The 24,449-nt window shown below is 71.2% G+C and carries 26 protein-coding genes; 9 read left to right on the top strand and 17 right to left on the bottom strand.

Features of this window, described 5'->3' with window-relative positions:
- Positions 1 to 124: 124 nt before the first annotated feature.
- The 5 genes from ACIQU6_RS27865 to ACIQU6_RS27845 form a co-directional block, all read right to left on the bottom strand.
- Positions 125 to 1,144 carry a hemolysin family protein gene (locus ACIQU6_RS27865; RefSeq protein WP_403484425.1) on the bottom strand — a complete coding sequence of 340 codons (1,020 nt, stop codon included), beginning with the start codon at positions 1,142 to 1,144 and terminating at the stop codon, positions 125 to 127.
- Entirely contained in the window at positions 1,141 to 2,475 is a 1,335-nt protein-coding gene (locus tag ACIQU6_RS27860; protein ID WP_403484424.1) for a hemolysin family protein, read from the bottom strand. Before ACIQU6_RS27860 ends, ACIQU6_RS27865 begins: the two co-directional genes overlap by 4 nt.
- A 355-nt stretch (positions 2,476 to 2,830) precedes the next feature.
- Complete coding sequence (locus tag ACIQU6_RS27855; protein ID WP_403484423.1) at positions 2,831 to 3,721, bottom strand: LLM class F420-dependent oxidoreductase; 891 nt, start codon at positions 3,719 to 3,721, stop codon at positions 2,831 to 2,833.
- 80 nt (positions 3,722 to 3,801) lie between these two features.
- Positions 3,802 to 4,203 carry a phage tail protein gene (locus ACIQU6_RS27850; RefSeq protein WP_403484422.1) on the bottom strand — a complete coding sequence of 134 codons (402 nt, stop codon included), beginning with the start codon at positions 4,201 to 4,203 and terminating at the stop codon, positions 3,802 to 3,804.
- A gap of 204 nt (positions 4,204 to 4,407) precedes the next feature.
- On the bottom strand, positions 4,408 to 5,070 hold the full coding sequence (locus ACIQU6_RS27845; protein WP_403484421.1) for a GntR family transcriptional regulator: 663 nt from the start codon (positions 5,068 to 5,070) through the stop codon (positions 4,408 to 4,410).
- A gap of 165 nt (positions 5,071 to 5,235) precedes the next feature.
- On the opposite strand from ACIQU6_RS27845, the gene ACIQU6_RS27840 reads away from it, so the two are divergent.
- Positions 5,236 to 6,303: a multidrug resistance efflux transporter family protein gene (locus ACIQU6_RS27840; protein ID WP_403484420.1), complete on the top strand. Its 1,068-nt coding sequence runs from the start codon at positions 5,236 to 5,238 to the stop codon at positions 6,301 to 6,303.
- 132 nt (positions 6,304 to 6,435) lie between these two features.
- Here ACIQU6_RS27840 and ACIQU6_RS27835 read toward each other — a convergent pair whose 3' ends face one another.
- Positions 6,436 to 7,572 carry an APC family permease gene (locus tag ACIQU6_RS27835; RefSeq protein WP_403484419.1) on the bottom strand — a complete coding sequence of 379 codons (1,137 nt, stop codon included), beginning with the start codon at positions 7,570 to 7,572 and terminating at the stop codon, positions 6,436 to 6,438.
- Positions 7,573 to 7,777: 205 nt separating this feature from the next.
- Here ACIQU6_RS27835 and ACIQU6_RS27830 point away from each other — a divergent pair, with 205 nt between their 5' ends.
- Positions 7,778 to 8,065: a hypothetical protein gene (locus tag ACIQU6_RS27830; protein ID WP_403484418.1), complete on the top strand. Its 288-nt coding sequence runs from the start codon at positions 7,778 to 7,780 to the stop codon at positions 8,063 to 8,065.
- Positions 8,062 to 8,433 (top strand): fic family toxin-antitoxin system, toxin component, encoded by a 372-nt coding sequence (locus tag ACIQU6_RS27825; RefSeq protein WP_403484417.1) that lies wholly within the window; start codon positions 8,062 to 8,064, stop codon positions 8,431 to 8,433. The genes ACIQU6_RS27830 and ACIQU6_RS27825 overlap by 4 nt, the downstream gene beginning before the upstream one ends.
- Here the strand turns inward: ACIQU6_RS27825 and ACIQU6_RS27820 are convergent.
- The 4 genes from ACIQU6_RS27820 to bioB form a co-directional block, all read right to left on the bottom strand.
- Positions 8,413 to 9,213, bottom strand: a complete 801-nt coding sequence (locus ACIQU6_RS27820; RefSeq protein WP_403484416.1) for a class I SAM-dependent methyltransferase — start codon at positions 9,211 to 9,213, stop codon at positions 8,413 to 8,415. The genes ACIQU6_RS27825 and ACIQU6_RS27820 overlap by 21 nt on opposite strands.
- Positions 9,214 to 9,254: 41 nt before the next feature.
- Entirely contained in the window at positions 9,255 to 9,986 is a 732-nt protein-coding gene (gene bioD / locus ACIQU6_RS27815) for a dethiobiotin synthase (protein ID WP_403484415.1), read from the bottom strand.
- Positions 9,987 to 10,069: 83 nt separating this feature from the next.
- Positions 10,070 to 11,374: an adenosylmethionine--8-amino-7-oxononanoate transaminase gene (locus ACIQU6_RS27810; protein ID WP_403484414.1), complete on the bottom strand. Its 1,305-nt coding sequence runs from the start codon at positions 11,372 to 11,374 to the stop codon at positions 10,070 to 10,072.
- Positions 11,367 to 12,506, bottom strand: a complete 1,140-nt coding sequence (gene bioB, locus ACIQU6_RS27805; RefSeq protein ID WP_403484413.1) for a biotin synthase BioB — start codon at positions 12,504 to 12,506, stop codon at positions 11,367 to 11,369. Before bioB ends, ACIQU6_RS27810 begins: the two co-directional genes overlap by 8 nt.
- Positions 12,507 to 12,735: 229 nt before the next feature.
- Here bioB and ACIQU6_RS27800 point away from each other — a divergent pair, with 229 nt between their 5' ends.
- Positions 12,736 to 13,974 carry an 8-amino-7-oxononanoate synthase gene (locus ACIQU6_RS27800; RefSeq protein WP_403484412.1) on the top strand — a complete coding sequence of 413 codons (1,239 nt, stop codon included), beginning with the start codon at positions 12,736 to 12,738 and terminating at the stop codon, positions 13,972 to 13,974.
- Between the two features lie 273 nt (positions 13,975 to 14,247).
- Entirely contained in the window at positions 14,248 to 14,676 is a 429-nt protein-coding gene (locus tag ACIQU6_RS27795) for an ATP-binding protein (protein ID WP_403484411.1), read from the top strand.
- A 70-nt stretch (positions 14,677 to 14,746) separates the two neighbouring features.
- Here the strand turns inward: ACIQU6_RS27795 and ACIQU6_RS27790 are convergent, their stop codons facing one another.
- The 3 genes from ACIQU6_RS27790 to ACIQU6_RS27780 form a co-directional block, all read right to left on the bottom strand.
- Entirely contained in the window at positions 14,747 to 15,220 is a 474-nt protein-coding gene (locus tag ACIQU6_RS27790; protein ID WP_403484410.1) for a C40 family peptidase, read from the bottom strand.
- 416 nt (positions 15,221 to 15,636) lie between these two features.
- Positions 15,637 to 15,942 (bottom strand): hypothetical protein, encoded by a 306-nt coding sequence (locus ACIQU6_RS27785; protein ID WP_403484409.1) that lies wholly within the window; start codon positions 15,940 to 15,942, stop codon positions 15,637 to 15,639.
- 7 nt (positions 15,943 to 15,949) lie between these two features.
- Positions 15,950 to 16,585, bottom strand: coding sequence for an ATP-dependent Clp protease proteolytic subunit (locus tag ACIQU6_RS27780; RefSeq protein WP_403484408.1), 636 nt, complete (start codon positions 16,583 to 16,585; stop codon positions 15,950 to 15,952).
- A gap of 148 nt (positions 16,586 to 16,733) precedes the next feature.
- On the opposite strand from ACIQU6_RS27780, the gene ACIQU6_RS27775 reads away from it, so the two are divergent.
- The 4 genes from ACIQU6_RS27775 (at position 16,734) to ACIQU6_RS27760 (ending at position 18,722) form a co-directional block, all read left to right on the top strand.
- Positions 16,734 to 16,937, top strand: a complete 204-nt coding sequence (locus ACIQU6_RS27775; RefSeq protein ID WP_403484407.1) for a hypothetical protein — start codon at positions 16,734 to 16,736, stop codon at positions 16,935 to 16,937.
- A gap of 545 nt (positions 16,938 to 17,482) precedes the next feature.
- On the top strand, positions 17,483 to 17,956 hold the full coding sequence (locus ACIQU6_RS27770; RefSeq protein WP_403484406.1) for a hypothetical protein: 474 nt from the start codon (positions 17,483 to 17,485) through the stop codon (positions 17,954 to 17,956).
- 161 nt (positions 17,957 to 18,117) lie between these two features.
- Entirely contained in the window at positions 18,118 to 18,465 is a 348-nt protein-coding gene (locus ACIQU6_RS27765) for a DUF6247 family protein (RefSeq protein ID WP_403484405.1), read from the top strand.
- A complete protein-coding gene (locus ACIQU6_RS27760) occupies positions 18,462 to 18,722 on the top strand; it encodes a hypothetical protein (RefSeq protein ID WP_403484404.1) in 261 nt (86 codons plus the stop codon). Before ACIQU6_RS27765 ends, ACIQU6_RS27760 begins: the two co-directional genes overlap by 4 nt.
- Before the next feature lie 724 nt (positions 18,723 to 19,446).
- Here the strand turns inward: ACIQU6_RS27760 and ACIQU6_RS27755 are convergent.
- From ACIQU6_RS27755 to ACIQU6_RS27740, 4 genes are all read right to left on the bottom strand, one after another.
- The gene (locus tag ACIQU6_RS27755; RefSeq protein WP_403484403.1) at positions 19,447 to 21,096 is read right to left on the bottom strand and encodes a PIG-L family deacetylase; all 1,650 of its coding nucleotides are present in this window, start codon (positions 21,094 to 21,096) and stop codon (positions 19,447 to 19,449) included.
- A gap of 134 nt (positions 21,097 to 21,230) precedes the next feature.
- Positions 21,231 to 21,515 carry a hypothetical protein gene (locus ACIQU6_RS27750; protein ID WP_403484402.1) on the bottom strand — a complete coding sequence of 95 codons (285 nt, stop codon included), beginning with the start codon at positions 21,513 to 21,515 and terminating at the stop codon, positions 21,231 to 21,233.
- 213 nt (positions 21,516 to 21,728) lie between these two features.
- A complete protein-coding gene (locus ACIQU6_RS27745) occupies positions 21,729 to 22,265 on the bottom strand; it encodes an acyltransferase family protein (protein ID WP_403484401.1) in 537 nt (178 codons plus the stop codon).
- Between the two features lie 872 nt (positions 22,266 to 23,137).
- Positions 23,138 to 23,842: a polymorphic toxin-type HINT domain-containing protein gene (locus ACIQU6_RS27740; RefSeq protein ID WP_403484468.1), complete on the bottom strand. Its 705-nt coding sequence runs from the start codon at positions 23,840 to 23,842 to the stop codon at positions 23,138 to 23,140.
- Positions 23,843 to 24,449 lie beyond the last annotated feature (607 nt).

Genomic DNA, 24,449 nt, shown 5'->3' with positions numbered 1-24,449 from the left:
GATGCGTGACCGGGCCGTCGCGGCGGCACGCGCACGCGACTGACCGATCGGTTAGCAATCTAACCGATCGGTCAGTGATGGTGTTTCCGGGGGTCTCGCATCTCCGGCGGACGCCCGCGAGGGGTCAGGCCGTGGGCTGTTGCAGCACCAGCTCCCGTAGCACGTCCTCCATGGTCACCAGCCCCGCCAGCCGGCCGTCGTCGCCGATCACCGCGGCCACGTGCGTACGCGAACCGCGCAGCGCGGTCAGCACGTCGTCCAGCGGTGTCGCGGCCTTGACCCGGGCGATCGGGCGCAGCGCCGACACCGGGAACGGCGCGGTCCGCCCGGTGGCGTCCAGCGCGTCCTTGACGTGCAGATAGCCGAGGATGCGGCGGGTGTCGTCAACGACCGGGAACCGCGAGAACCCGGACTCGGCGGCCAGCCGCTCCAACTCCTCGGGGGTGATCCCCATCCGCGCCGAGACCACCTCGGACACTGGCAGCACCACGTCCCGCACCGGGCGGCGGCCCAGCTCCAGGGCGTCCCGGAGCCGCTCCTGGGCCCGCTCGTCGAGCAGCCCGGCGGCCCGCGAGTCCTCGACCAACTCGGCCAGCTGGGCGTCCGAGAAGGCGGCCGCGACCTCGCTCTTGGGCTCCACCCGCAGCAGCTTGAGCAGGGCGTTGGCGAGCGCGTTGATCGAGAAGATCACCGGGCGCAGCGCCCGGGCCAGCGCCACCAGCGGCGGCCCCAGCAGCAGCGCGGTACGGACCGGCTCGGCCAACGCCAGGTTCTTCGGCACCATCTCGCCGAAGAGCATGTGCAGATAGGTCGCCACGGCCAGCGCGATCACGAACGAGATCGGGTGGACCAGCGCGTGCGGGATCTGCACCGCGTCGAAGAGCGGCTCCAGGAGGTGCGCGATGGCCGGCTCCGCCACCGCGCCCAGCACCAGCGTGCACAGCGTGATGCCCAACTGGGCGGCGGCCAGCAGCGCCGAGACGTGTTGCAGGCCCCACAGCACGCTGCCGGCCCGGCGGTCGCCGGCCTCCGCGTGCGGCTCGATCTGACTGCGGCGGACCGAGATCAGCGCGAACTCGGCGCCGACGAAGAAGGCGTTGACGACCAGGGTCAGCAGGCCGACGAACAACTGGAACGCGATCATCGGCCGGCCTCCTCGCCGCCGACGCCGACCGGCGGGGCGTGCAGCAGCACCCGGGCCGCGCGGTGCCCGGAGGCGTCCAGCACGTCCATCGTCCAGCCCGCGACCTCCACGCTGTCGCCGGGCGCCGGGATGCGGCCCAGTTCGGTCGCGATCACGCCGGCCAGGGTCTCGTACGGGCCCTCCGGCAGCCGCAGGCCGATCCGCTCCAACTGGTCGGTGCGGGCGGCGCCGTCGGCCTGGTAGACCGCCCGCCCGTCCGCGTCGGAACCGGCCGCGGCCAGGTCCGGGGTCTCCAACGGATCATGCTCGTCGCGGACCTCGCCGACCACCTCCTCGACGATGTCCTCCAGCGTGGCCACCCCGGCCGTGCCGCCGTACTCGTCGATGACCACGGCCATCGTCCGCCGGCCCGACAGCCGGTCCAGGAGCCGGTCCACGGTCAGCGTCTCGGGCACCAGCAGCGGCTCGCGCAGCAGCTCGGAGACCGGGTGGCGGGCGCGCAGCTCGGCCGGGACGGCCAGCACGTCCTTGATGTGCGCCACGCCCACGACGCTGTCGAGGTTGCCGCGGTAGACGGGGAAGCGGGACAGCCCGGTGGCCCGGCACGCGCTGGCGACGTCCTCGGCGGTGGACTGCACCTCCAGGGCCACCACCTGCACCCGCGGGGTCATCACGTTCTCCGCGGTCAGGTCGGCGAGGTTCAGGGTCCGGACGAACAGCTCGGCGGTGTCCGCCTCCAGGGCGCCCGCCTTGGCGGAGTGCCGGGCCAGCGCCACCAGCTCCTGCGGCCCGCGGGCCGACGCCAGCTCCTCGGCCGGCTCCAGGCCCAGCCGACGGACGGTCCGGTTGGCGGTGTTGTTGAGGTGGGTGATCAACGGCTTGAAGGCGGCGCTGAAGCCGCGCTGGGCGGTGGCGACCCGCTTGGCGACGGCCAACGGACTGGAGATCGCCCAGTTCTTGGGCACCAGCTCGCCGATGACCATCAGGACGACGGTGGAGAGCGCGGTCCCCAGGACCACCGCCAGGGAGTCCGCGGCGGCGCGCGGCAGTCCGATCGCCAGCAGCGGACTGTCCAGCAGGGTGGCGATGGCCGGCTTGGAGAGCATGCCGATGAGCAGGCCCGTGACGGTGATGCCGAGCTGGGCGCCGGACAACTGGAAGGTCAGCCCGCGGACCGCCTTCAGGGCGCTGTCCGCGCCGCGCTCGCCGCGGGCGGCGGAGCGCTCCAGGTCGCCGCGCTCCACGGTCGTCAGCGAGAACTCCGCCGCGACGAAGATGCCGCAGGCGAGGGTCAGCAGAAGCGCCACGGCCAGCAGGAGCAGGTCGGTCATCGGGTCACCTCCGTCCCATGGTCGGACACGTTCGGGAGGATCGCGCCCTGTTGCGGGTCCTTCGCAGGGACGCGCCACGTCCTTCGCAGGGGCGTACGACAACTAGGAGGCTCGGCCATGGCCGGACGCTCACACACCTTTCGCCGGAGGGGGCCGGGACCTTCGGTGTCCCGTGCCGGAGAGCCCATGGTAAAGGGTCGGCAAAGGGGTATGCGTTCCGTTTCTGTGGCCCACGTTGTCGGCCGCCCCCGTGGGGGTTGCTCTTTGCGTCTGGGGCGCGGGGCGTTGGGTGGGCGGGAAGAGCGGTGGGTGCCACGTCCTGTCGTGGGTCGGTCGACTTGGGTATCCGGGCTGGTCAGGTGCCCTTGAGGTGTGCGATGACGGGGGCGAAGGCGTCCATGGCCGCGTCGAGGACGGTGAGGTAGGAGAAGCCGTAGCGGTCTCGGTGTTCGCGGAGCTGGTCGGCCATGTGCGCCGGGGTGCCGAGGAGGAGGGTGGGGACCTGGAGCGCCTGGTCCTCGGTTATGCCGACGCCCTGTGCGGTGATGTCGCGGGCGGCCGCGCGTCGGTCGTCGGTCACCTCCACGCGTTGGATGATCAGGTTGAGCTCGGCCGGCTCGGGGCGGTCCGCGGCGTACTTCCGGTACGTGGCGACCGACGCGGCCAGCTCGTCGGCCGGGAGCAGTGCCAGCGTGCCCTCCGGTTTGCCCGGCGCCTGGCGCGCGCCGGTGAACGCGGCGATCTCCGCGTGCCGCGCCGCCAGCCGCAGCATCCGGGGGCCGTTGCCGCCGATCATCAGCGGCGGGCGGGGGCGTTGGGCGGCCCGCGGAAGATGCTCGGGGTCGCCCAGCAGCCGGTCCAACTCCTCGATGGTGCGCTCCAGATGGGTCACCCGCTCACCGGCCGTCCCGAACGGCAGCCCGGCGTCGTCGTGTTCGCGCTTGACGTAGCCGGTGCCCAGGCCCAGCTCCAGCCGCCCGTCGGTGAGCGCGTCGGTGGTGGCCACCTCGCGGGCCAGCAACGAGGGGTTGTGGAACGCGGCGTTGAGCACGAAGGTGCCCACCCGTGGGTGCGTGGTCGCCGCGGCCGCGGACACCAGCGCCGGGAACGGCGCCGGCCACCCCAGGTGGTCCGGGACGAGCAGCACGTCATAGCCCAGTTCCTCGGCGTGCCGGCACTTCGCGCGCCAGGCCGGGCCGGAGCCGAGGGTGAGCAGGGTGACACCGAAACGGAACGGACGCGGCATGGGACCCCCTTGGACACGGGGTCGACGTGGAGCCGCGCGACCCTCAACGGACATGCAACCACGGTCGGTTGGCCGCTGGGTCAGATGGTGACGGTCAGTTCCTCGTACGTCAGCGTCACCGACTCCGCGGGTGCGCCGTCCTCCGGGGTCTCCCAGGTGGTCGGGCGGGCGCCGGCCAGCCGGTAGCGGCGCAACGGGGTGCGGTCGGCGGCGTAGTGGACCACCGTCACCGTCTGTCGGGGCCGGTCGGCGGCGCGTTCGGCCAGGCATCTGGTCAGCCAGTCGGTGAACGCGGCGCTCTGGTCCGGGCCGCGCACGATGGTGATCTCGCCGGGACTCCCCGCCCCGTCGGGGAGGCCGCCGGGCGGCGCGATGCCGAACGCCGTTCCGGACACCGAGCGGACCGTCTCGACCTGGAACGCGCCGAGTTCGACGGTGACCGCCGACGGGTGCCGGGTCTCGGGGGTCTCTTCGAGGGGCATGGGCTTCCTCCGCGCACAGGGGCGGGGCCGACCGGCCCCGTGTCGATAGCCCGACCGCTGCCCGGCCCGCTCCGGGCGCATTCCGCGGCTCGCTCGAACGGCGGCAGGAAGAACGATTCGGTTCGCTCGAAAGGGGCGGTGTCGGCCAACTCCGGGGCAGGAACCGGCCGTCGACGCCCGGCCGTCCGCGCCGTCCGGCCGCGGTCACCGCGCGTCGGGCGCGCCCGCCGCCTCCTCCGCGTCGAGGCCGCCCCAGATCTCGCCGGACAGCGCCACCGCGGCCTCGGTGTCGCCGGCGGCGCAGGCGTCGATCAGCGCGTCGTGCCGGGCGGCGGAGGCGCGGGCCGCGGCGCTGGAGAAGCGGCGCCGCTCCAGCCGGCGCAGCAGCGGGGTGTAGCGGCGGACGGTCTCGGCCAGCGCCTCGTTGCCGCACACCTCGATGGGCACGGCGTGCAGCGCGTCGTCGGCGGCGACCGCGGCGGCGGGGTCCTCGGCGTCCAACGCGGCGACGAACGCGGCGTTGGCCGCCCGCATCCGCGCCAGGTGCTCCTCGGCAAGGTGGGGCACGGCCGTGCGGACCGCGAGGGCGTGCATCGCCTGCACGACCGCGAGCGCGTCCCGGATCTCCTCGGCCACGACCGGGGCGACCCGGGTGTAGCTCTGCGGCTTGGACACCACCAGCCGCTCGCCGGCGAGGCGGGCCAGCGCCTGCCGTACGGGGGCGCGGGAGAGGCCCAGCTTCTCGGCGAGCTCGCCGTCGTGGAGCTTCTGCCCGGGCGGCAGTTCGCCGGAGACGATCGCCTCCACCAGCGCGTCGTACGCCTTGTCGCGCAGGAGCCTTCTCGGCACGGGTTCCAGTGCGGTCACCCCCTGATCCTAAGCGGCCGACCCCGGTGCCGGGCCGCCTGTGGGGAGCACTAACATTTCAGATGTCAGTGCGCGCGGCGGTCCTCGTCGGCGCCTTTCGCCGAACGGGGAACCGCAGGTCAGCCGGTCGAAGAGCGCTGCCCCACGGTTCCGGAAGGGAGCACCGTGCCGATATCCGCGCGGGGCGCACGGGCCGGCGTCGGCCTCCCCATGTGCCTCGGCGTGCTCGCCGCCGCCTGCTTCGCCACCACCTTCGTGCTCAACCGCACGATGAGCCTGGCCGGCGGCTCCTGGATGTGGACCGCGAGCCTGCGCTACCTGTTCATGGTCGTCCCGCTGGTGGCGCTGGTGGCCCTGCGCGGCGGACTGCCCGCGGTGCTGCGCAGCCTGCGGGCCCGACCGGGCGGCTGGCTGCTCTGGTCGACCGTCGGCTTCGGACTCTTCTACGCGCCGCTGACCTGGGCGGGGGAGCACGGCGCCGGCTGGTTGGTGGCCGCCACCTGGCAGGTCGTGATCGTCGCCGGCATCGCGCTCGGCGCGCTCGGCGGCGACCGGCTCCCGCTGCGCACCCTCGGCGTCTCCGCGCTCATCGTGCTGGGCGTCGTCCTCACCCAGCTCCGCGGCGCCGGCGGCACCGGGCTCGGCGACGCGCTGAAGGTGGCGCTGCCGGTCCTCCTCGCCGCGGTCGCCTACCCGCTCGGCAACCGCCGGCTGCTCGGGCGCGACGGACTGGACGGGGTGCAGCGGACGCTCGCCATGACGCTCGGTTCGCTGCCGCTGTGGCTGGCGCTGGCCGGCGCCGCCGCGGTCACCCAAGGGCCGCCGTCCGGCGGCCAGTTGACCCAGTCGCTGATCGTCGCGCTGCTCTCCGGCGTGCTGGCCACCACGCTCTTCTTCCGCGCCACCGACCTGGTCCGGAACCAGCCGGCCGCGCTCGGCGCGGTGGAGGCGACCCAGGCGGCCGAGGTGCCGTTCACCCTGCTCGGCGAGGCGCTGTTGGCCGGCGTCGCGGCGCCCGCGCTATCGGGGTGGGCGGGCCTGACGCTGATCGTCGCCGGACTGTGTGCGCACGCGCTGGGTCACGTACCCCGCGGCGGCGACCGCCAGCAGCAGCCCGACGGTGCTCAGGGTGAACGTCTCGAACGTGAAGCGGGAGACGCCCCACACGGCGCGGAAGGGGTACCGGACCCCGATCGCCGCCTCCAGGGTGCCGGGGAACAGCGCCACCCATGAGCCGAGCAGGATCCAGGCGTACACCAGGAGCGCCGCGACGGTGAACCCCGGGGTGCCGAACGGGACTTCGTAGGGGCGGGGCACCTCGGGGTGGCGCAGCCGGAGCGCCAGCAGCGCGGGGATCACCGCGAGTTAGGACAGCAGCAGCGTGGTGATCGCCACCGACAGCACCACGCCGAAGACGGCGGAGGCGTCGCCGTGCGCCAGGTGCATCGCGGCGAGCATGAAGGCGGTGGCGGCGACGCCGGAGAGCAGGTTCATCCGGACCGGCGTGCCCAGCCGCGGGTGGAAGGCGCCCAACGCCCGGGTGAAGAAACCGCCGTCGGCCGCCGCCCTCGCCTGTATCCGGTCGGCGACGATCATCCAGGCGCTGCCCTGGGTCAGCAGCGCCACCGCGAACAGCACCGCGACGCCGGTCAACAGCGGTCCGCGCCAACTCCCGTAGATCCCGAAGACCAGCTCGGCGGCGTCCATGAAGCCGGCGATCCCGGTGACCCGGCCCGGCGGCGCGGCCGACAGGATCGCCGCCACCGGCAGCAGGTAGCAGCCGGCGGCGATGGTGCCGGAGACCCCGATCGCCACCGGCACGTCGGCCTGCGGATCGTGCATCTCGTCGCCGGCCGCGTTGGGCGCCTCGAACCCGACGTAGGCGAACAGCAGCACCGGCACCAGCGCCAGGAACCCGGCGGCGGTGGGCGCGAAGCGGGCCTCGGCCAGCCCCCGGAAGCCGTGCTGGACGCCGTAGACCACCGCCGTGGCGGTGAAGAAGGCCAGCGCCAGGACCTTGGCCGCGGCGCCCGCCGTGGTGATCCACTTGCCGCGGCGCAGCGAGACCACCGCGGTGAGGATGGCGGCCCAGATGAAGACCAGCTTGAAGGCGTAGTCGGCGACGGTCCCGGAGCCGAGCGGGAAGACGAAGCCGTGCCAGGCCCGGGCGGCCAGGAAAACCAGCGAACCGCCCAGCCAGAACGGGTTGGTGACCCAGTAGAACATCGTCGTCAGCGCCGCCGGCAGCCGTCCGAACGCCACGTCCACCCACACGTACGGGCCGCCCTCCTGCGGGAACGCGGCGCCGGTCTCGGCGAACAGCAGGGCGTACGGCAGCAGGAACGCCACCGCCAGCACCGCGATCCAGGTGATGGCCTGCCCACCGCCCGCCGCGATCTGCCCGATCACGTCGAACGACACCACCGCGGCGACCCCCATCGCCACGATGTCGAACCGGCGCAGACTGCGCCGCAGATGAGGGACGGGGGCGGGGACGGGCACGGCGGCGATCCTCCTGGGCGCGGGGTCGCCGGACGGTCGCGCGGCCCGGCGGATCACATCGTGCGACATCGGATAGGGGGCCCGGCCGCGGCACGGCGGTCGGATCGCGCCGGTCGCCCCGATGGCCCGGGCACCGGCGGGTGTTCCCGAGCCTCGCTGACCACGGCCCTTGCCGGTGCTAGCGGACGCGCGCTAGCTTTGAGGGGTGGCGAAAACCCAGTTGAACGTCCGGGTGGACGAAGCCACCGCCGAAGCGGCGCGGGAGCGCGCCCTCCAGCGGGGAGTCAGCGTGAACCGTTACATCGAGGAGCTGGTCCTCAGGGACGCCGGCGAGGTCGGCCAGACCTTCGTCGAGGCCGCCGCGGACTTCATGAAGCAGTACGAGCGGGTCTTCGCCGAGGAGTTCGGCCCCGACCCGGGCCCCGGCCGCCTCCGCTCCACCCCCGACCACCCCGACGCCCTCCACGGGGAAGGACAGCCGGGCACAACGTGACACTGCGCATCGATCTCGCCTGGCTCCTCCTGATCGCCGAACAGCACACGCCGGGAGACCCGCAGGTCACCGACTGGGGCGCCCTGATGGCCGCGGTCGGCCGCCACGAGGTGGAGATATTCGGCGTCCCCGTCTACCCCGAGCCCCAGGACCGCGCCGCCGCGCTGCTCCAACTGCTGCTGCACGTACCGGCGTTGGAGCGCTCGAACGCCATGTTCGCGAGCGCCGTCGCCTACGGCTTCCTGGTCGCCAGCGGCCTGAAGGTCACCACCTCGCCCGAACGGGTCCGCGATCTGGCCCGCTTGGTGAAGGAGGGCACCACGGACGTCCAGGCCATCGCCGACGAGCTACGCGCCTGGACGCTCTGAACCGACCGGCCGCCGCGCGAGGGTGATGATCTCGGGGGCGCCGGGAGTGCACGGTCGCCGGTCCCAGTCCCCGTACTGCGCCTCGACCGCCAGCCCCGCCTCCGCCAGCCGGCCGGACACCGCCGCGGCGTCCAGGAAACGCAACGCCGCCCGGTCGACCCGTGGTGCCGCCCACCCTGGTCCGTCGAACGTCTCGGTGAACCGGACGACGTCACCCACCACCGGCAGCTCCACCTGGTGCGCCACCCGCGCCCGGCGGCCGTCGGGCCGGGCCACCTCGACCGCCCGGTCCGGCGTCCACCGCTCCCACGGTCGGACCAGCGGATTGCGGGTCTCGAAGGCGAAGCGGCCGCCGTCGCGCAGCGCCGAGTGGATCGCGGCCAGCGCCGCGCGCAGCTCCGCGTCGCCGATGAGGCACTGGAAGGCGTGGCCGGTCATCACCACCAGGTCGAACCCCGCGCCGGGACCGGAGCCGGCGACCTCCGGGGCGTCGGCCGCCGCCGCGTCGGCCAGGATCCACTCGATGTCGAGGTCGGCCCGACGGCGGGCCCTGCGAAGCATCGCCGGATCGGGGTCGAGCCCGCAGAGACGGCCGGTGTGACCGGCCTCCCGGGCGCGGTGCAACAGGGTGCCGGTGCCGCAGCCGACGTCGAGCACCGCGTCCGCGGCCCGTGCCAGGCCGAGGTAGAAGTCGTTGTCGGGGCCCCAGGGGTTGAGGGCGTCGTACCACTCGGCGTCGCCCTCGGGGCGGGTCTGTTCGGGGCGGGCGTGCTCCGTCATCGGACCAGTATCCGACCGGTCCCGCCGCCGCGGCGAGTCAATTACCCTGCGGCGGTGGGCTGTTGGGCACCGAGGCGGGTCGGGTCGAAGGCGCCCGAGCCGCCGAGTTGCGGGGACAGCCAGTCGGGGGCGGCGGCGCGGAAGGCGTCCGGCGAGAGGGTGCCGGAGCCCGCCGGGAGGGCGCCGAGGAGGGGGGCGCCGGCGGCCTCCGGCAGGTCGGCGAGGTTGCAGCGGGCCGCGAGCCCGGGCTCGGCCGGCCAGCTGCCGATCACCACGCCGGGGGAGTCCAGGCCGTGCGAGCGCAGCGCCAGCGCGGTCAGCGCCGTGGCGTTGAGGGTGCCGAGACCGGCCTCGACGACCACCAGGACCGGCGCGCCGGCCATCCGCGCGGCGTCGGCCAGGGTGTTCCCCTCGTCGTCGAAGCGGACCAGCAGCCCGCCGGCGCCCTCGACCAGGACCAGGTCGTGCGAGGCGGCCAGTTTCGCCGCGGCCTCGGCGATCTCCTGCGGGCGCACCGCCGGCAGCCCGGCCCGCCGGGCCGCCGTGTTGGGTGCCAACGGCTCGGGGAAGCGGGCGAGTTCGCTGAGGGTGACCGGACCGGCCAGCCGCCCGACCTCCGCCGCGTCGCCCGGCTCGTCCACCGCTAGTCCCGTCTGGGCGGCCTTGAGGACGGCCACCGAACGACCGCGGCGGAGCGTCGCCGCGGCGACCGCGGCGGTGGTCACGGTCTTGCCGATCTCGGTACCCGTACCGGACACGAACAGCACCGACATATGGTGTGCGCCTTTCCGACTCTTCGCTGGTGGTGGGGGTTTGGGGAGGGGCGGGGCCGGTGGCCCCGCCCCGTGCCGCGGCGTCAGCCCGCGCGGGCCGCCGCGCACACCGCGGCGCAGATCCGCGCCACGTCCGCGTCGCCGGTGATGTACGGCGGCATGGTGTAGATCAGGTCCCGGAACGGGCGCAGCCAGACGCCCTCTTGGACGGCGGCCCGGGTCGCGGCCGCCACGTCCACCTCGTGGTCGAGCTGGACCACGCCGATCGCGCCCAACACCCGGACGTCGCGCACTCCGGCGGTGCCGGCCGCGGCCGCCAGCCCGCTCCGCAGCCCGGTCTCGATCCGCTCGACCTCCCGCGCCCAGTCCTGGGACAGCAGCAGCTCGATCGAGGCGTCGGCGACGGCGGCGGCCAGCGGATTGCCCATGAAGGTGGGGCCGTGCGCCAGCACCGGCAGCTCGCCGTGGGAGATCCCCTCGGCCACCTCCGCGGTGCACAGCGTCGCCGCCAGCGTCAGATAGCCGCCGGTCAGCGCCTTGCCCAGGCACATCACGTCCGGCACGACCCCGGCGTGCCCGGCCGCGAAGAGGGCGCCGGTCCGGCCGAAACCGGTGGCGATCTCGTCGAGGATCAGCAACACCCCGTGGGCGTCGCAGGCTTCGCGGAGCACCCGCAGATAGCCGGGGGAGTGGAACGCCATCCCGCCCGCGCCCTGCACCACCGGCTCCACGATCACCGCCGCCAACTCCTCCGCATGACGGGCGATCAACTCCCGTAGATGCGCGGCGTACGCCGGGTCCGGCGGGGCGTCGAAGCCGGCCGGCGGCGCGTCCGCGAAGAGCTGACGGGGCAGCACGCCCTGCCACAACTCGTGCATCCCGCCGTCCGGATCGCACACCGACATCGGGTGCCAGGTGTCGCCGTGGTAGCCGCCGCGCCAGGTCAGCAGCCGCTGCTTGCCCGGCTTGCCCCGCGAACGCCAGTACTGGAGGCACATCTTGACGGCCACCTCCACCGACACCGAACCGGAGTCGGCGAGGAAGACGTGCCGGAGCGGCTCGGGGGTGATGTCCACCAGCCGCTTGGCGAGCCGGACCGCGGGCTCGTGGGTGAGCCCGCCGAACATCACATGGCTCATCCGCTCCAACTGGCCGCGGGCCGCCTCGTTGAGCACCGGGTGGTTGTAGCCGTGCACCGCCGACCACCAGGACGACATCCCGTCCACCAACTCCGTTCGCCCCTCGGCCGGTTGGGCCAGGCGCAGCCGGACGCCGCTGGCCGACTCGACCAGCAGCGGCTCGCTCCGGCCGGGCATCGGCCCGTACGGGTGCCAGACGTGCTGCCGGTCGAGCGCCAACAACTCGGCGGGGGCGAGCGACTCAGGCATTGGGCGGCAGGTCGGTGCCGGCGCCGCGGCGGCGCACCGCGACCAGATCGCGCCGGGTCTCCTCGGAGGGGGCCGGGACGGTGGCCTCGGGGGCGGCCGCCGGCTCCGCGTCCGCGTCCGTCGCGTCCCTGCGGTGCGCCGGCAGCGTGGCGGTGTCGGTGCCCTCCACCTCGAACCCGGCGTCCGCGATCATCGCCAGGTCGTCCTTGCCGGCCTGCCCCTCGCTGGTCAGGTAGTCGCCCAGGAAGATGGAGTTGACCAGGTGCAGGGCGAGCGGCTGGAGGCTGCGCAGATGCACCTCGCGACCGCCGGCCAGCCGGACCTCCACGTCCGGGCAGACGAACCGGACCATCGCCAGGATGCGCAGGCAGCGTTGCGGGGTGAGGTGCCACTCCTTGGCCAACGGGGTGCCCTCGAAGGGGATCAGGAAGTTGACCGGCACCGAGTCCGGGTCCAGCTCGCGCAGGGCGAAGACCACGTCCACCAGGTCGGCGTCGGACTCACCCATGCCGGCGATCAGTCCGGAGCAGGCGGACATGCCCGCGGACTGGGCCTGTTGGACGGTGTCGACCCGGTCGGAGAAGTCGTGCGTGGTGCAGATGTCGCCGTAGGTGGCTTCCGAGGTGTTGAGGTTGTGGTTGTAGGCGTCGGCGCCCGCCGCGCGCAGCCGCTCCGCCTGGCCCTCGCCGAGCAGCCCCAGGCAGGCGCAGACCTCGATGCCCTCGTTCTGCTCCTTGATGGTGGAGATGGTCTCGGTGACCCGCTCCACGTCCTTGTCCGTCGGCCCCCGGCCACTGGCCACCAGGCACACCCGCTTGGCGCCGCCGGCCACCCCGGCCGCGGCGGCCTTGGACGCGTCGTCCGGCTTCAGCCAGGTGTACTTGAGGATCTCCGCCTTCGAGCCCAGCCGTTGGGAGCAGTACGAGCAGTCCTCCGGGCACAGGCCCGACTTGAGGTTGACGAGGTAGTTGAGCTTGACCCGCCGCCCGAACCACTCGCGGCGCACCTTCCCCGCCGCGGCCACCACGTCGAGCAGTTCGTCGTCGGACGTCGCCAGCACGGCGAGCGCCTCGTCACGGGTCGGCACCTCGCGCCGCAGTCCCTTGTCCACCAGTGTGTTCAGCAGGTCCATGGCCCTGATCCTGGCGTACGCGCGGGGCCCCGGCCAAGGAGGATTCCCACAATGCCCGGCGATCGGGGTGTGTGTATCACCACACCGTCTCCGGGCGGAACGACCACTAACGTCTATCGACAGCCCACAATCGAGGCCCCGCAGGCCCGTTGCCGGAGCCGTTCCCCGACGCCCGCGCACCGGGCCGGGGACGAGGCGCGGTGCCCGGGCCGACAGACGAAGGACGCCGATGCCGCAGGACCCCGCTCCGACGCTGCCGTACGACACCCCGGACGCGCCCGTCGCGGCCCCCCGGCCGTCCCCCGACGCCGTCCCGCGACCCGCCCCCGGCGCGGCGTTCGACTGGCTCGACGACGCGCGCGCCGCACGCCACCGCGCCGGCCTGGTCCGCACCCTGCGGCCCCGCCCGGCCGACTCCGCGGTGCTGGACCTCGCCGGCAACGACTACCTCGGGCTGGCCCGGCACCCCGAGGTGACCCGGGGCGCGGCCGAGGCCGCCCACCGCTGGGGCGCCGGCGCGACCGGCTCCCGGCTGGTGACCGGCAGCACCGAACTCCACGCCCAACTGGAGCGCGAACTCGCCGCGTTCTGCGGTTTCGAGGCGGCCCTGGTGCTGTCCTCCGGCTACGCCGCCAACCTCGCCGCGGTCACCGCGCTCACCGCCCCCGGCACCCTGGTCGTCTCCGACGCCGGCAACCACGCCTCCCTCATCGACGGCTGCCGGCTCTCCAGGGCCCGCACCGAGGTGGTCCCGCACGCCGCCCCGGAGGCCGTCCGCGCCGCGCTGGCGGGCCACTGTGGCCGGGCGCTGGCGCTCACCGACTCGGTCTTCTCGGTGGACGGCGACGCCGCGCCGCTGCCCGCGCTCGCCGACGCCTGCCGGACCCGGGACGCCGCGCTGGTGGTCGACGAGGCGCACGGGCTGGGCGTGTTGGGCGAGGGCGGCCGGGGCGCGCTGGCCGCCGCGGGGCTCGCCGGCGACGCCGACGTGGTGGCGACGGTGACCCTCTCCAAGTCCCTCGGCTCCCAGGGCGGTGCGGTGCTCGGCCCGGCCCGGGTCATCGAGCATCTGGTCAACACCGCCCGCTCGTTCATCTTCGACACGGGGCTGGCGCCGGCGGCGGTCGGCGGCGCGCTCACCGCCCTGCAGCTGCTGCGCCGCGAGCCGCATCGCCCGGCGCGGGTCCGGCAGGTGGCCCGGGAACTGCACGCCCGGCTCACCTCGGCGGGGCTGACGGCGGTCCGTCCGGACGCCGCGGTGGTCTCCGTCCGCGCCCCCTCCCCGGAGGCGGCGGTCCGTTGGGCCGCGGACTGCCGGGCGGCCGGGCTCGCGGTCGGCTGCTTCCGCCCGCCGTCGGTGCCCGACGGGATCTCCCGGCTGCGGCTGACCGCCCGCGCGGACCTGACGGACGCTCAGGTCGCCGCGGCGGCCGACACCGTCGTGGCGACCGCGCCGGTGGCCGGATAACGCCGCCCGACGGCACCGGTGGCACGGTCGCACCGGCCGCGCCGCCCCCTGGCGCCCCATACACCCCAAACACCGTTCGCCGCACCAGAGTTCACCGCATCAGGTGAGCTCACACCGAGAGAACTCTGTATATCTTGGGTGATCACCCGCCACACCGGCAGCATGGGTGGCAGTCTGGCGCACAGTACACATCCGAGGACGTCGGGCCCCGGCCGGGAAGCGCGTTCCCCGTGGGTCACGGCCGCGCCTCGGCGGGAAAGGGACGGCGTCGTCATGGCAGACCACCAGGAATCCACCCGCACACTGCCGAGCCTGGACGCCTCGGTCGCCGCCGCCCGGGGACACGTCCGGGACGTCCTCGTCCAATGGGGCCTACCGCCCGACGCGGCGGCCGTCGACGACCTCGTCCTGATGGTCTCCGAGCTGGCCACCAACGCCGTGCAGCACACCCGCGGCCGCTCCCCGCACTTCACCGTCGCACTCCGCCTGGACCGCGACGAACGGCTGTGCCTGGGCGTCGCCGACGGTCAACCGCGCCCACCGCGGCGGCTGCCCGCCGCGGTGCAGCAGGACAACGGCCGGGGCCTGGTGATCATCCGCTCCCTGGCCGCGGAACGCGGCGGCCGGCTCTGGGTCGAACCCACCGCCGGCGGCAAGACGGTCTGGGTAACGGTGCCTTGGCCACCCACCACCTCCCGATGACCGCGGCGCGACGGCGACGTCTTCCCGACCACACCGTCAACTTACCTGGCCCCACGGACAGTTGGCCGGGTCAGCGCACCCGCCCGTACCAGACGGTGCGGCTCCAGATCCGTTCCAGCCGGACCACCGCGCCGGCCTTGGGCGCGTGCCAGATCCGGTTCTCGCCGGCGTAGATGCCGACGTGGTAGACGCCGCTGCCGGCGTGGAAGAAGACCAGGTCGCCGCCCCGGCGGGCGGAGCGCGAGACGTGCTCGGTGTGCCGGTACTGCTGCGCCGCGGTGCGCGGCAGGGCCCGTCCGGCGCGCCGGTAGGAGTAGCGGGTCAGCCCCGAGCAGTCGAAGGCGTCCGGCCCCTGGGCCCCCCAGCGGTACGGGGCTCCCTCCTTGGAGGCGGCGATCCGCAGGGCCTTGGTGGAGACGGAGGCTAATTCGGGCTCCGCGGCCGCTCCCGGGGCCGGCGCGGGACCGCCCAGGGTGACCAGGGTGAGTGCGGAGACGGTGCCGGCACGCACCAGGAGGTGCGACTTCTGCATGCGCATAGCCATGCGCAACCCTTCGTCAGCCGGTGATCCGGACCGCGACGGTCGCCGCCGGCCCGGACCGCCCCGTCGCTGTGGCGGGGGCTTGTCGTCGAAGGGATCGTCACGCACCACCCACCCGATTTCCGAGCTGAAATTGCGGTGTGTGATATTGGTCACGTTTGGTGCGAATGGGTGGTTTTATCCCAAGTGGCCCGATTGTCGGCGCGTCGACGGGGCCGGGACCAGCGTCGAAACCCAAGGGGTGCGGGAAATTCCGGCAACTCGCGCAATTCCGCGTCCCCTTACCGTAGCCGCGCCCGCTACGCCGTCTGTGCACTCATCAGTCGTACGTGTCTCCACAGCGCGGGGCCCGTACCCCCGTAACGCGCCCCGCGCGAGGGCCCGTACGACTCCCGCGGGCCTGCCCCGCGACGGTCGGGTCAGGGCTCGTCCCGCGGTGGCACGGTCACCCGCCGCGCCCGGCGCTCCCCGTCCAGCACCCGCAGCGCCCGGCCGAGGGTCGCGCTGTGCAGTTCGCTCTCGCCGCGGTCGTGCATCACGGTCAGCGCCTCCCGTAGCTCGATGGACTTGCTCACCAGGGCCTGGGCGGCGCGCAGACCCTGGTAAGTGGTGGTGCCGCGGGCCGGGTTGATCCGGCCCAGGAGGTCCAGGACCTCCAAGTAGCAGTCGACCAACCGGCCTTCGGCCCGGGTGAGGGCCGGCAACGGCGGCAGTTCCGGCAGCACCGGAGTCTCACCTCCCCAGGGGCGTGAGCCCGGCGTGCCCGCGGCCTTGGGTGAGGGCGTCGATGAGCCCGTACTCCAGGGCGGCGGGGGCGTCGAAGAAGGTGTCCCGCTCGGTGTCCGCGGCGATCCGCTCGCGGGGCTGCCCGGTGTGCTCGGCCAGCATCTCCTCCAGCTTGTCGCGGGTGCGCAGCAGCTCCTCGGCCTGGATCTGCAGGTCGTCGGCCTGGCCCTGGACCGCCTCGCCGAGCGAGGGTTGATGGATCATCACCCGGGCGTGCGGCAGCGCCAGCCGCTTCCCCGGAGTGCCGGCGGCCAGCAGTACCGCGGCCGCGGAGGCCGCCTGGCCCAGGCAGATCGTCTCCACGTCGCAGGAGACGAAGCGCATCGTGTCGTAGATCGCGCACATCGCGGTGAACGAGCCGCCGGGGGAGTTGATGTAGAGCGAGATGTCCCGGTCCGGCGCGGCGTGTTCGAGGTGCACGAACTGTGCCATCACGTCGTTGGCGGAGGCGTCGTCGATGGGCGTGCCCAGGAAGACGATCCGCTCGTCGAGCAGCTTGGAGTAGGGGTCCAGGGTCCGGGTCCCGTAGCTGGTGCGCTCGGTGAACTCCGGCAGGACGTAGCGGGCCGTCGGCCGCAGCATGACTGCTCCCTTCCGTCTGTAAAAAATGTACAGGATGTACATCTCGTTAGAATGGGAACGCATTCCAGTGATCAAGTCAAGCGTCCAGGTCGGAGGGGCTTTTTTGCTCCTCGCTGGGACTCGTGCCTCACATTCCTGTCACCGTTTGATGGGCGTCATTGCCCTCACCTTCGGGACCTCGCCAGCCGTTCCCCCGATGTCGCTGGCCGGCCTGACCTGCGAGCTTGTCGCGACTCGCCGCGATATGAGCGTCTGCCAACGGGTGCGTGCGGCCCGGCCCTTCACTGTCGTACGTCAGTTGACCAACTGGATCCTCAAGGAAGGCCTTCAGAAGGCCGATTGGAATGCCTGAGCCTCAACAGGCCCGTCGCTGCATGGCGGTCGTCAGCGATCGGGTCGGCATCCCCGATCATGAGAGCTGCCTGGGACGACGGATCACGTAACGCTGGGAGCGGACATGACGGTGGAGGTCGGCACGCAGCAGGAGCGCGTCGCGGGGCGTGTGTGGATGGTGCGCTGGCTCCCGATGGCCGTCCCTCCGCCGGCGCGGTGCGTCTCACGTGTTCCCGCTCGGCCTGTCTCGATGTGCACTGTGTCGGCGCTGTTGAGGGGCGCAAGGCCGCGGTCGCGTACGTCAACATGCACCTGGACGCCTCTGCAAGGATGGCGGACCGCGCGGTGCGGCCTGGTACGGCTGCCGCACCGCCGAGTGCGGGTGGCATCCGGCGGTGGGAGTGGTGCGGTGCGGCGGACCGTGGCCTTGTCCGCGTACGCGGGCCGGGCCGGGCCGGGCGATTGTGGCGGATCGCGGAAACCTGCCCCCGCTGCGCAGCCGCCACCCCCGGGTGCCGCGTCCTGGCCACAGCCCCACCACCCCGCCCCACGGTGCCCCCGGTGATGGCACGACGAGCGCCAGCACACGACGCTGCGGCCGCGGTGTTCTCCGATCGTTTCCCCGTCGCGGAGGTCTCCGCGCTGATCGGCGAGCCCACCGAGGTGCCCCGGGCTCGCGCCGTCTCGCCTGGCACGGTGTCCCGAGGGGGCAGAGGAGGGGGAAGGATCGCGCAGCGGAACGTTCCCGACAACCAGCAGCCCGATGCGCTGCACAGAGAACTGATCGAGCTCGGGGATGCGTTCCGCGCCTACCAGCAGCTCACGGAACCTGACCTGGCGCTCCTCGCCGCATTGCTCGGGCGCAAGGCCCGTGCCTTCGCTCAGTGGGCCGAGGTCACCGGCACCCCCTCTCTGCGGCATGAGGCCGACCGCGCCCTCAAGGCCACGCAGACCCCCGCGAGATGCACCGCAACCGCACCGGCACGGCTGCCCCTGACACTACGAGCACCGACGAGTCCACGGTGGAAAGGCTTATGACTCCGCCGCGTATTCACGAGCATGCGGGAGCGGCGCAAGGTAGAGGCGGCGTTGTTGTGGGAGGGGCGGACCGCGGGTAAGCCGGCAGTCGGTATGAGCGTGACCGCTTCGGGTGGGTCGGTATCGTGGGAGGAACGAATCGGAGGCATCGGAGGGTGATTGTGAGTGCTCAGCCTGGAGGGCCGTACGGGCCCTTGATCCCTGTGCCGGACCTTAACCCGGACGCGCTGCGGGCCGCTGTCGCCAAGATTGCTCCTAGCAGGCTGCCTGCGCTCACGCAGCACCTTTTCGAGGCGACGACCAACGCTCAGCAGACCCAGAGCCTTGCGCCGCTGCGCGCCTTCGTTCATTCCTGGGCCGTGTTCATCGCGATCGAGCGGCACCCTGAGCGCGCTGCCCGTCTCAGGGAGCTGGAGCGGATCGTGGATGCCGGTGAGCAGGACCCGGCCAAGGCGATCGACGAGATTCGCCAGATTCGTCGCGCGGCAGAGGCTGAGGCAGGCTTGTGACCAATTGGAGCTGGGAGTACAACCCGAGCGAGGAGCATGTCGCGGCCGGGCTTCCGCTTGGCGTCATTGCCGAGGTCGAGCGGCTGGCCACCGAGCTCGCCGCGCTGGGAGGTGATGCGATGAAGGTCGGCCGACCAGTGGACCGTGAGGGCGGGCTGCGGGAGTTCGACATTCTGGGCGGCCGCGGCTTCATCAGCTTCCTCGCCGTCCCACGCCACCGCTGCATCTACATCTGCAACGTCACCTGGTACGGGTGAACTCCACTGCTGTGAACCGCCGTCCCCCTCAACCAGGCAAAAATCGCGCAGAGTTCGGCGACACCAGACCGCGACGAGCAACAGGCCGGATCGTAAACCCACTTGCTTGATGGTGCGTCAACGGGCAGTCATTCAGGGCACCCTGTCACCGGCAGGTAGATCGGCAAGTGCCTACACGACATCGGGATTCGACTCCAACAGGATCGGTCCGCTGCGCTGCTCAACCTCAAGAGCGAGCTGCCTGTAGCCGTCCTCGCCCGAAACTTCACCATGCTTCGCCACCGCATCCTCCTTGGATAACAACACTCTCTGTCACCACCGAAAGTGCGACAGGGCGTTGATCGGACAGACCCGAAAAGATCGACGCATCACAGGTTAAAGCGACCTCTCAGCGGGCGTTTCAGTCGTCGGGTTGAGGGGCAGTGGGGTCGACGGTACGGGTGTGGAGTCGGGCGTCGGGGCCGATAAGAGCGATGGTTAGGCGGCCGTTGGGAGTGTATCCGGCGGCGGGGGTTGTGGAGGAAGGGGTCGGTGGGGATGGGGGTCCAGGTCGGCTGGAACGGGCTGCCGTCGAGGAGCTGTTGGGCGAGGGTGAGGGTGCCGTCGTCACGGCGTTGGAGGAGGGCGACGTGGTGACCGTCGGGGTGGACGGTGGCGGTGGGGGGTCGAATCCGGGGGTGGGGTCGAGGAGTTCGGGCTGGGGGGTTCCAGGGGTGGGAGAGCATCAGGAGACGGCCGTCGGTCTGTTCGAGGAGGGTGACGGGGCCGGCGGGGCGGGGCAGCAAGGTGGCGTAGTCGCGCAGGAGGGGGCCGCCGGGCTTGGCTTGGTACCAGCGCAGCATGCCGGTTGGGGTGGTGGCGTAGATCTCGGTGGTGCCCCGGCGCAGGTGAGGGCGGTGGCACCGTCCAGGATGCCGCCGTGTAGGTCGCGCCATTGGCCCCAGCCTTGGGGGGAGGCATTGCGGACGCTGAGCCCGGTGCCGAAGTTCCTTAGCAGGAGCATGGGTTGGCCGGAGGCGGTAACGGTAGCCACGGGCATGCCGACGGCGCGACGACGGTCGGGGTTGTGCTGGTCGTGGGGGCTGCCCAGGTTGTTCCAGGTGCCGAATTCGCCGTCTGGACTGCCCTGTCGCAGGTGCATGGTCTCGCGGCGGTGGCCCTCGGGAGCGGTGGCGATCTGGGCGCGCAGGGCGAACAGGTGGAGACGGCCGTTTCCGTCGCGGACGGTGTCCAGGCGAGCCAGGCAGCGTGTTTCGTCGTCCGGCCAGGTGCCCAGGGGGTGGGGGCCGGTCCAGGTGGTGCTGTCTGGGGTGTCCTGGGTCCACTGCTGGGGGCGGCCGCCCAGGACGGCGAAGGCCGTCAGGCGGCCGTCGCCGCGCAGGTGGAGCCAGTTGGTGCTGGGGCGCCAACGGTGGGTGGTGCTCTGCCCGTAGTAGCGGTTGAAGGCGCGGTTGCCCAGGGGGCGGTCGCCGCACTCGCCTGGGTTCTTGAGGCAGTCGTGGCCGTCCTCGCCGCCGTAGATAGCTAGGTAGCGGAACTTCTCCGCTGCGGCGGTGGCGCTGAGGTTGTCGGGCTGGAGCTTGTTGCAGTAGCCGGCGTAACTCTCCACCGCCGGTCGGTGATCCGGGGTTTCGCGTTCGTATTGGCGCAGGGCGGCCATGGCGAAGAGCGCGGCGGCGGTGTGGTCGGAGTTGTCGCAGTAGGTGACGGTGTCGGTGGTCGCGTTGTAAGCGGTGCGGGCCGGGTCGGGGTTCATGATGCGCACGACGGACGGCTGGTAGGCGCGCAGAATGTCTGTGAGGGTGTGGATGACGCCGTCGCGAGTGAGCGGCCGGCCGTCGTGCTTCTCCGGGATGGGACTGCCGGTGGGGCGGAGGGTGCCCAACTTCTCGATCTGCTGGGCCCACAGGTGGAGGACCTTGTCGTCCGGCAGGGCCACACAGGTACGCAGGTTGAGGAAGATCAGGGTGATGCGGCCGTCGTCGAGGGTGTTGATCTCGGCGGTCACACCTTCGTGGATGCTCAGCGTTTCGCAGGTCCAGGGGGCGTGGCGGTTGCCGGTGGTCATGTCGGCGTAGGCGGCGCGGATGCCGTGCTGGCGGGCCGCGGTGTAACCGGGGTAGTCGGGCTTGGCGTGCTTGCGCGCCGGGTCGTCCATGGCCAGGTTGATGCCATCGGCCTCGCCGGTCGTCAGGTAGACGCTGACGACCGGGATGCCCGCACGGACCGTGTGCAGCAGGTCCGGCGTCATGAAGTACAGATCGTCGTCAGTGTGCGCGCAGATCTGCACATGGGGCGCCGGCGTTCCGGGATCGCCGGGGCGGCCGTTGCGTGCAGCCGACTGGGGCGTGGCGGAGCGTCGGAACAGGCGCATGGTCAGTGGGCCTTTCGCAGGAGCATGCAACGCGGCAAGCCGCGCACGGGTATGGGAAGTTGGAGGGTGCCTCAACGGGCGCGGACGGCGTCAGTCCGCAGGGGTGGGAAGGCGTCGGCGGAAGTCGGCTCCGCTTAGGGCGTTGCCGCGCGCACCTGGGCTGCTGCCCGCGCCATCCCTTGTTTGAGCAATCGGGCGGCGGGCCGTTCCACGTAGCGATGCACCAGCCAGGCAGCCACCAGCATCGTTGCGACGGCCCCGGCCAGCACGGCGTACGGCGACAGATGCGGCTCCAGAAATCCGATCAGCTTCCGGCCGATGTCCTGGTGAAGCAGGTACAGCGGGTAGGCCAGCGCACCCGCGTACGGCAGCCAGCGCCACTGGATCCACGACAGTTTGCCGGTGGCGATGAGCGCCATCACCGCGAAGCACACGTGCGAGGATGACCACGATCGGCCAGAACGGAACGCCGTGGCCTATGTAGCGCGGAATGCGCGTCCACGAGGAGTGGACGAAGGGCAGGCAGGCACCGAAACACACCAGTACCAGGCCCGTGAGCACCTGGTTGGGGCCGAAGCGGTGCATGAGGTAGAAGGCGATGCCCGCGATGAAGTACCAGCTGTAGTCGGGCATCACCAGCAGGCGTACCGGGCTGTCGCCGTAGTTGGCGAAGACCGCGCTGGCCACCACCCACACCCAGCAAACGCCAGCACGCGCCGGTAGGCCAGCGCCCACCAGGCGAGCGCGGCGAAGAGCAGGTAGAAGCGCATCTCGGCGAAGAGTGTCCAGTAGACCCCGTCGACGTGCTCCACGCCGAGCGGCTCGTGGAGCATGGTGAGGTTGGTGAGCACCGTCCGCCACGACAGCCGGTCTCCGTCACCGCGGAAGACGATGAGGCCCGCAGCCGTTGCCAGCACGGCGAACCAGTACGCGGGGAACAGCCGCACCACCCGCGAGGTGAAGAAGTCGCCAAGTGACCTCCCCCAGCAGCTCATACAGATGACGAACCCGCTGATCAGGAAGAAGAGCTGAACCCCGAGCCACCCGTAGGCGGCCAGGGAGAAGGAATCGGGGAACAGCGCCTTGGCGTCCGACGACCACGCGCCTTCCCGCGCGACGAAGTGATACAGGACCACGGCCAGCGCTGCCAGGAGCCGCAGCCCGTCCACTACGACGATCCGACGTCGCGGACGTCCCCCCCGCAGTCGCAGCTCCGGGCTCCGTGGACGGTCTCCCGTTCGTCGGAACCGCGGTTGCGCTGCCGCTCGCTATACCCATCGCACTTCCATCTACTCCATGCCAAATCCACGAAAGTTTACACAATCCTCATATGCCGTAGATCCGTCGTTGGTCGTACGAGGCGTCTTGCCTTGCGCGTGGTGGCAACGGGCGGCTGGCGACTACGCGGCACGCTTTGGCTCCTGCCGAGAGCGGAACTACAGTGCGGAGCAGCGTGTCCTTGCCCTGGGACACGGCCCGCAGGCCCTCTTCCCTCGAAGCGCCGTCACACGCATTCAGGCGTGAGGGCTGCTCTCTACGCCTAGAGAGTCTCGTCGTAGGGAAGGCGTACCAGAGGCGACGGAAGCAATTCGAGGCCAATGCAGCCCACCCTGAACCCCGTCGCAAGAACTCCGGCCGTAGCACTAGCTAAACTTTAAGATTGAAATCCCCGGAGAGCCTTAAGGGTCTCCGGGGATTTCCGCTCTGCGGCCTGTGCGCCTAGTGGCGAAGCTGCCTCATGAGGCTCCGGACCTTATACCAGGATACAGTGGCTAGCGCCTCGGGCGAGGCGGATTCTCTACCACCTCAACGCCGGCGAGAACATCCAGATCAAACCCGGTTGACGTGCCATCGGCAACGTCCTGCATACACTGCACCAGTTCTTCTACGTTAGGCTTTGCGCATCCCGTCCGGATGTAAAATTCGGGCCGCGAGAGCATGCTCAGAGACTCAGCCATAACACAGGCCACCCGCATGAGCTCTTCGCGATCGACCGTAATCACGACCTGTCCAGTACTTTCATTGACATGCATTTGGCATCCTAACTTTTCGCCAGGCGGTTTTTGAACGCTTCGAACGTATCCTTGTACGCTGTCATCGAGTATTCATTCCTCTGAATGACGACGACGCCGCGCTCTCGGTCGTACCAACCCTTGCCGCCGTTCTTCATTGGAGCTCCGTCGCCCCGGCCAGCAAAGCCGTCGAGATAATCTGCCAGCTGGTCGTCCGTCATGTCGAAATGATGGCTGCCAGTCTTGCCAGTCTTCTTCAGTTCCGCTTCGGCCTCGTCACGGATATGGAGCGTACCGTTGTAGGCAGCGTCACCGCAGCCTTCCATACCTCCGACGTTGTGGACGAGGATTGGAGCATCGCCCGCCGCAACATAGTAGGTGTGGATGCCTTCGACGGTGAGGTTGTAGACCTTGCGGGCCTCGGTCCAGGTACGAGTGCCAACGACTTCGCGCAAGTCGCCGTCGGGGGTGCGGAGTCTGTCACCCACCTTGAGTCCCGCGGCGTTCAGCCATCGTTGCTGGTTATTCACCCAGAACGGATGTCCAGCGGTGGCGGTGACACTTCCGACTTTACCGTCGATGTCGACGGTAACCTCGATCAGGTTCTTCTGCCCCTCGCCTGTGATCACCTTGGTGACCACACGCGCATGGGTCACGCCGGTACGAGGGTCGGTGGCCAGGACCTTCTGTCCAGTCCGAATGTCCTTGATCGCCCGGCGGGTGCCATCTTTCATCACCACCAGAGTGTCTGGCGTGAAGCTGTTGTACTCGGCTGCCTGAGCCAAGTTAACGGGGCACGAAGGAGACTTCCGGAACTTTTTAAGGGTCTCCTGACTCTTGTTGATCAGCTTCTTGGCCGTGGCAGACTCTTCAAGGAACTTATCGATGCCCCCGACGATGCGGGAGATCGCCTTGGAGATTTTCGGTATTTCCTTGATGACTTGAAGGGCCTTGCCCCAGGGGAGGGCGCCGACCACTGTCCAGAAGCAGCTTTCGATGTTCCCCTCGGTGAAGCACTGCTTGATGTCACCAAAGAGGAGATCGACGATAATCTGGCCACCGTTTTCGAGCAGGAAGTCCTTGATCGACTTATCTGACTGTTGTCGGGCCTTCTCGTACTCCTCAGGCGTCATTCCCGCCTTTTTGAGGGCCCACTTGTCCAGATCGTTCAGGGAAGGGCCGCCGCCCTTGCCATCCTGCTTGACGGCCTCCGCCCGCCGCTTGCGCTCCTGTTCCCGCTCGTATTCCTCGGCCTTGTTTGCCGCCTCGTCCGCTTCCTTGGCGTACTTGTTGGCGTTCTTGGCGGCTTCTTCCGCGGACTTGGCGTGGTTTTCGGCGGAG

The organism is Streptomyces sp. NPDC090442 (assembly GCF_044769405.1).
Lineage (GTDB): Bacteria > Actinomycetota > Actinomycetes > Streptomycetales > Streptomycetaceae > Streptomyces.
Note: the sequence above shows the minus strand (reverse complement) of the source record. Positions and strands in the feature narration are given on the sequence as shown.

Coding starts and splice junctions, on each gene's coding strand:
- ACIQU6_RS27800 (WP_403484412.1), top strand. CDS start 12,736: ATGCCGCAGGACCCCGCTCCGACGCTGCCGTACGACACCCCGGACGCG.
- ACIQU6_RS27750 (WP_403484402.1), bottom strand. CDS start 21,515: ATGGCGCTCATCGCCACCGGCAAACTGTCGTGGATCCAGTGGCGCTGG.
- ACIQU6_RS27810 (WP_403484414.1), bottom strand. CDS start 11,374: ATGCCTGAGTCGCTCGCCCCCGCCGAGTTGTTGGCGCTCGACCGGCAG.
- ACIQU6_RS27820 (WP_403484416.1), bottom strand. CDS start 9,213: ATGACGGAGCACGCCCGCCCCGAACAGACCCGCCCCGAGGGCGACGCC.
- ACIQU6_RS27790 (WP_403484410.1), bottom strand. CDS start 15,220: ATGGCTATGCGCATGCAGAAGTCGCACCTCCTGGTGCGTGCCGGCACC.
- ACIQU6_RS27775 (WP_403484407.1), top strand. CDS start 16,734: ATGGGCGTCATTGCCCTCACCTTCGGGACCTCGCCAGCCGTTCCCCCG.
- ACIQU6_RS27855 (WP_403484423.1), bottom strand. CDS start 3,721: ATGCCGCGTCCGTTCCGTTTCGGTGTCACCCTGCTCACCCTCGGCTCC.
- bioD (WP_403484415.1), bottom strand. CDS start 9,986: ATGTCGGTGCTGTTCGTGTCCGGTACGGGTACCGAGATCGGCAAGACC.
- bioB (WP_403484413.1), bottom strand. CDS start 12,506: ATGGACCTGCTGAACACACTGGTGGACAAGGGACTGCGGCGCGAGGTG.
- ACIQU6_RS27780 (WP_403484408.1), bottom strand. CDS start 16,585: ATGCTGCGGCCGACGGCCCGCTACGTCCTGCCGGAGTTCACCGAGCGC.
- ACIQU6_RS27770 (WP_403484406.1), top strand. CDS start 17,483: ATGGCACGACGAGCGCCAGCACACGACGCTGCGGCCGCGGTGTTCTCC.
- ACIQU6_RS27865 (WP_403484425.1), bottom strand. CDS start 1,144: ATGATCGCGTTCCAGTTGTTCGTCGGCCTGCTGACCCTGGTCGTCAAC.
- ACIQU6_RS27860 (WP_403484424.1), bottom strand. CDS start 2,475: ATGACCGACCTGCTCCTGCTGGCCGTGGCGCTTCTGCTGACCCTCGCC.
- ACIQU6_RS27740 (WP_403484468.1), bottom strand. CDS start 23,842: ATGAAAGATGGCACCCGCCGGGCGATCAAGGACATTCGGACTGGACAG.
- ACIQU6_RS27755 (WP_403484403.1), bottom strand. CDS start 21,096: ATGCGCCTGTTCCGACGCTCCGCCACGCCCCAGTCGGCTGCACGCAAC.
- ACIQU6_RS27850 (WP_403484422.1), bottom strand. CDS start 4,203: ATGCCCCTCGAAGAGACCCCCGAGACCCGGCACCCGTCGGCGGTCACC.
- ACIQU6_RS27795 (WP_403484411.1), top strand. CDS start 14,248: ATGGCAGACCACCAGGAATCCACCCGCACACTGCCGAGCCTGGACGCC.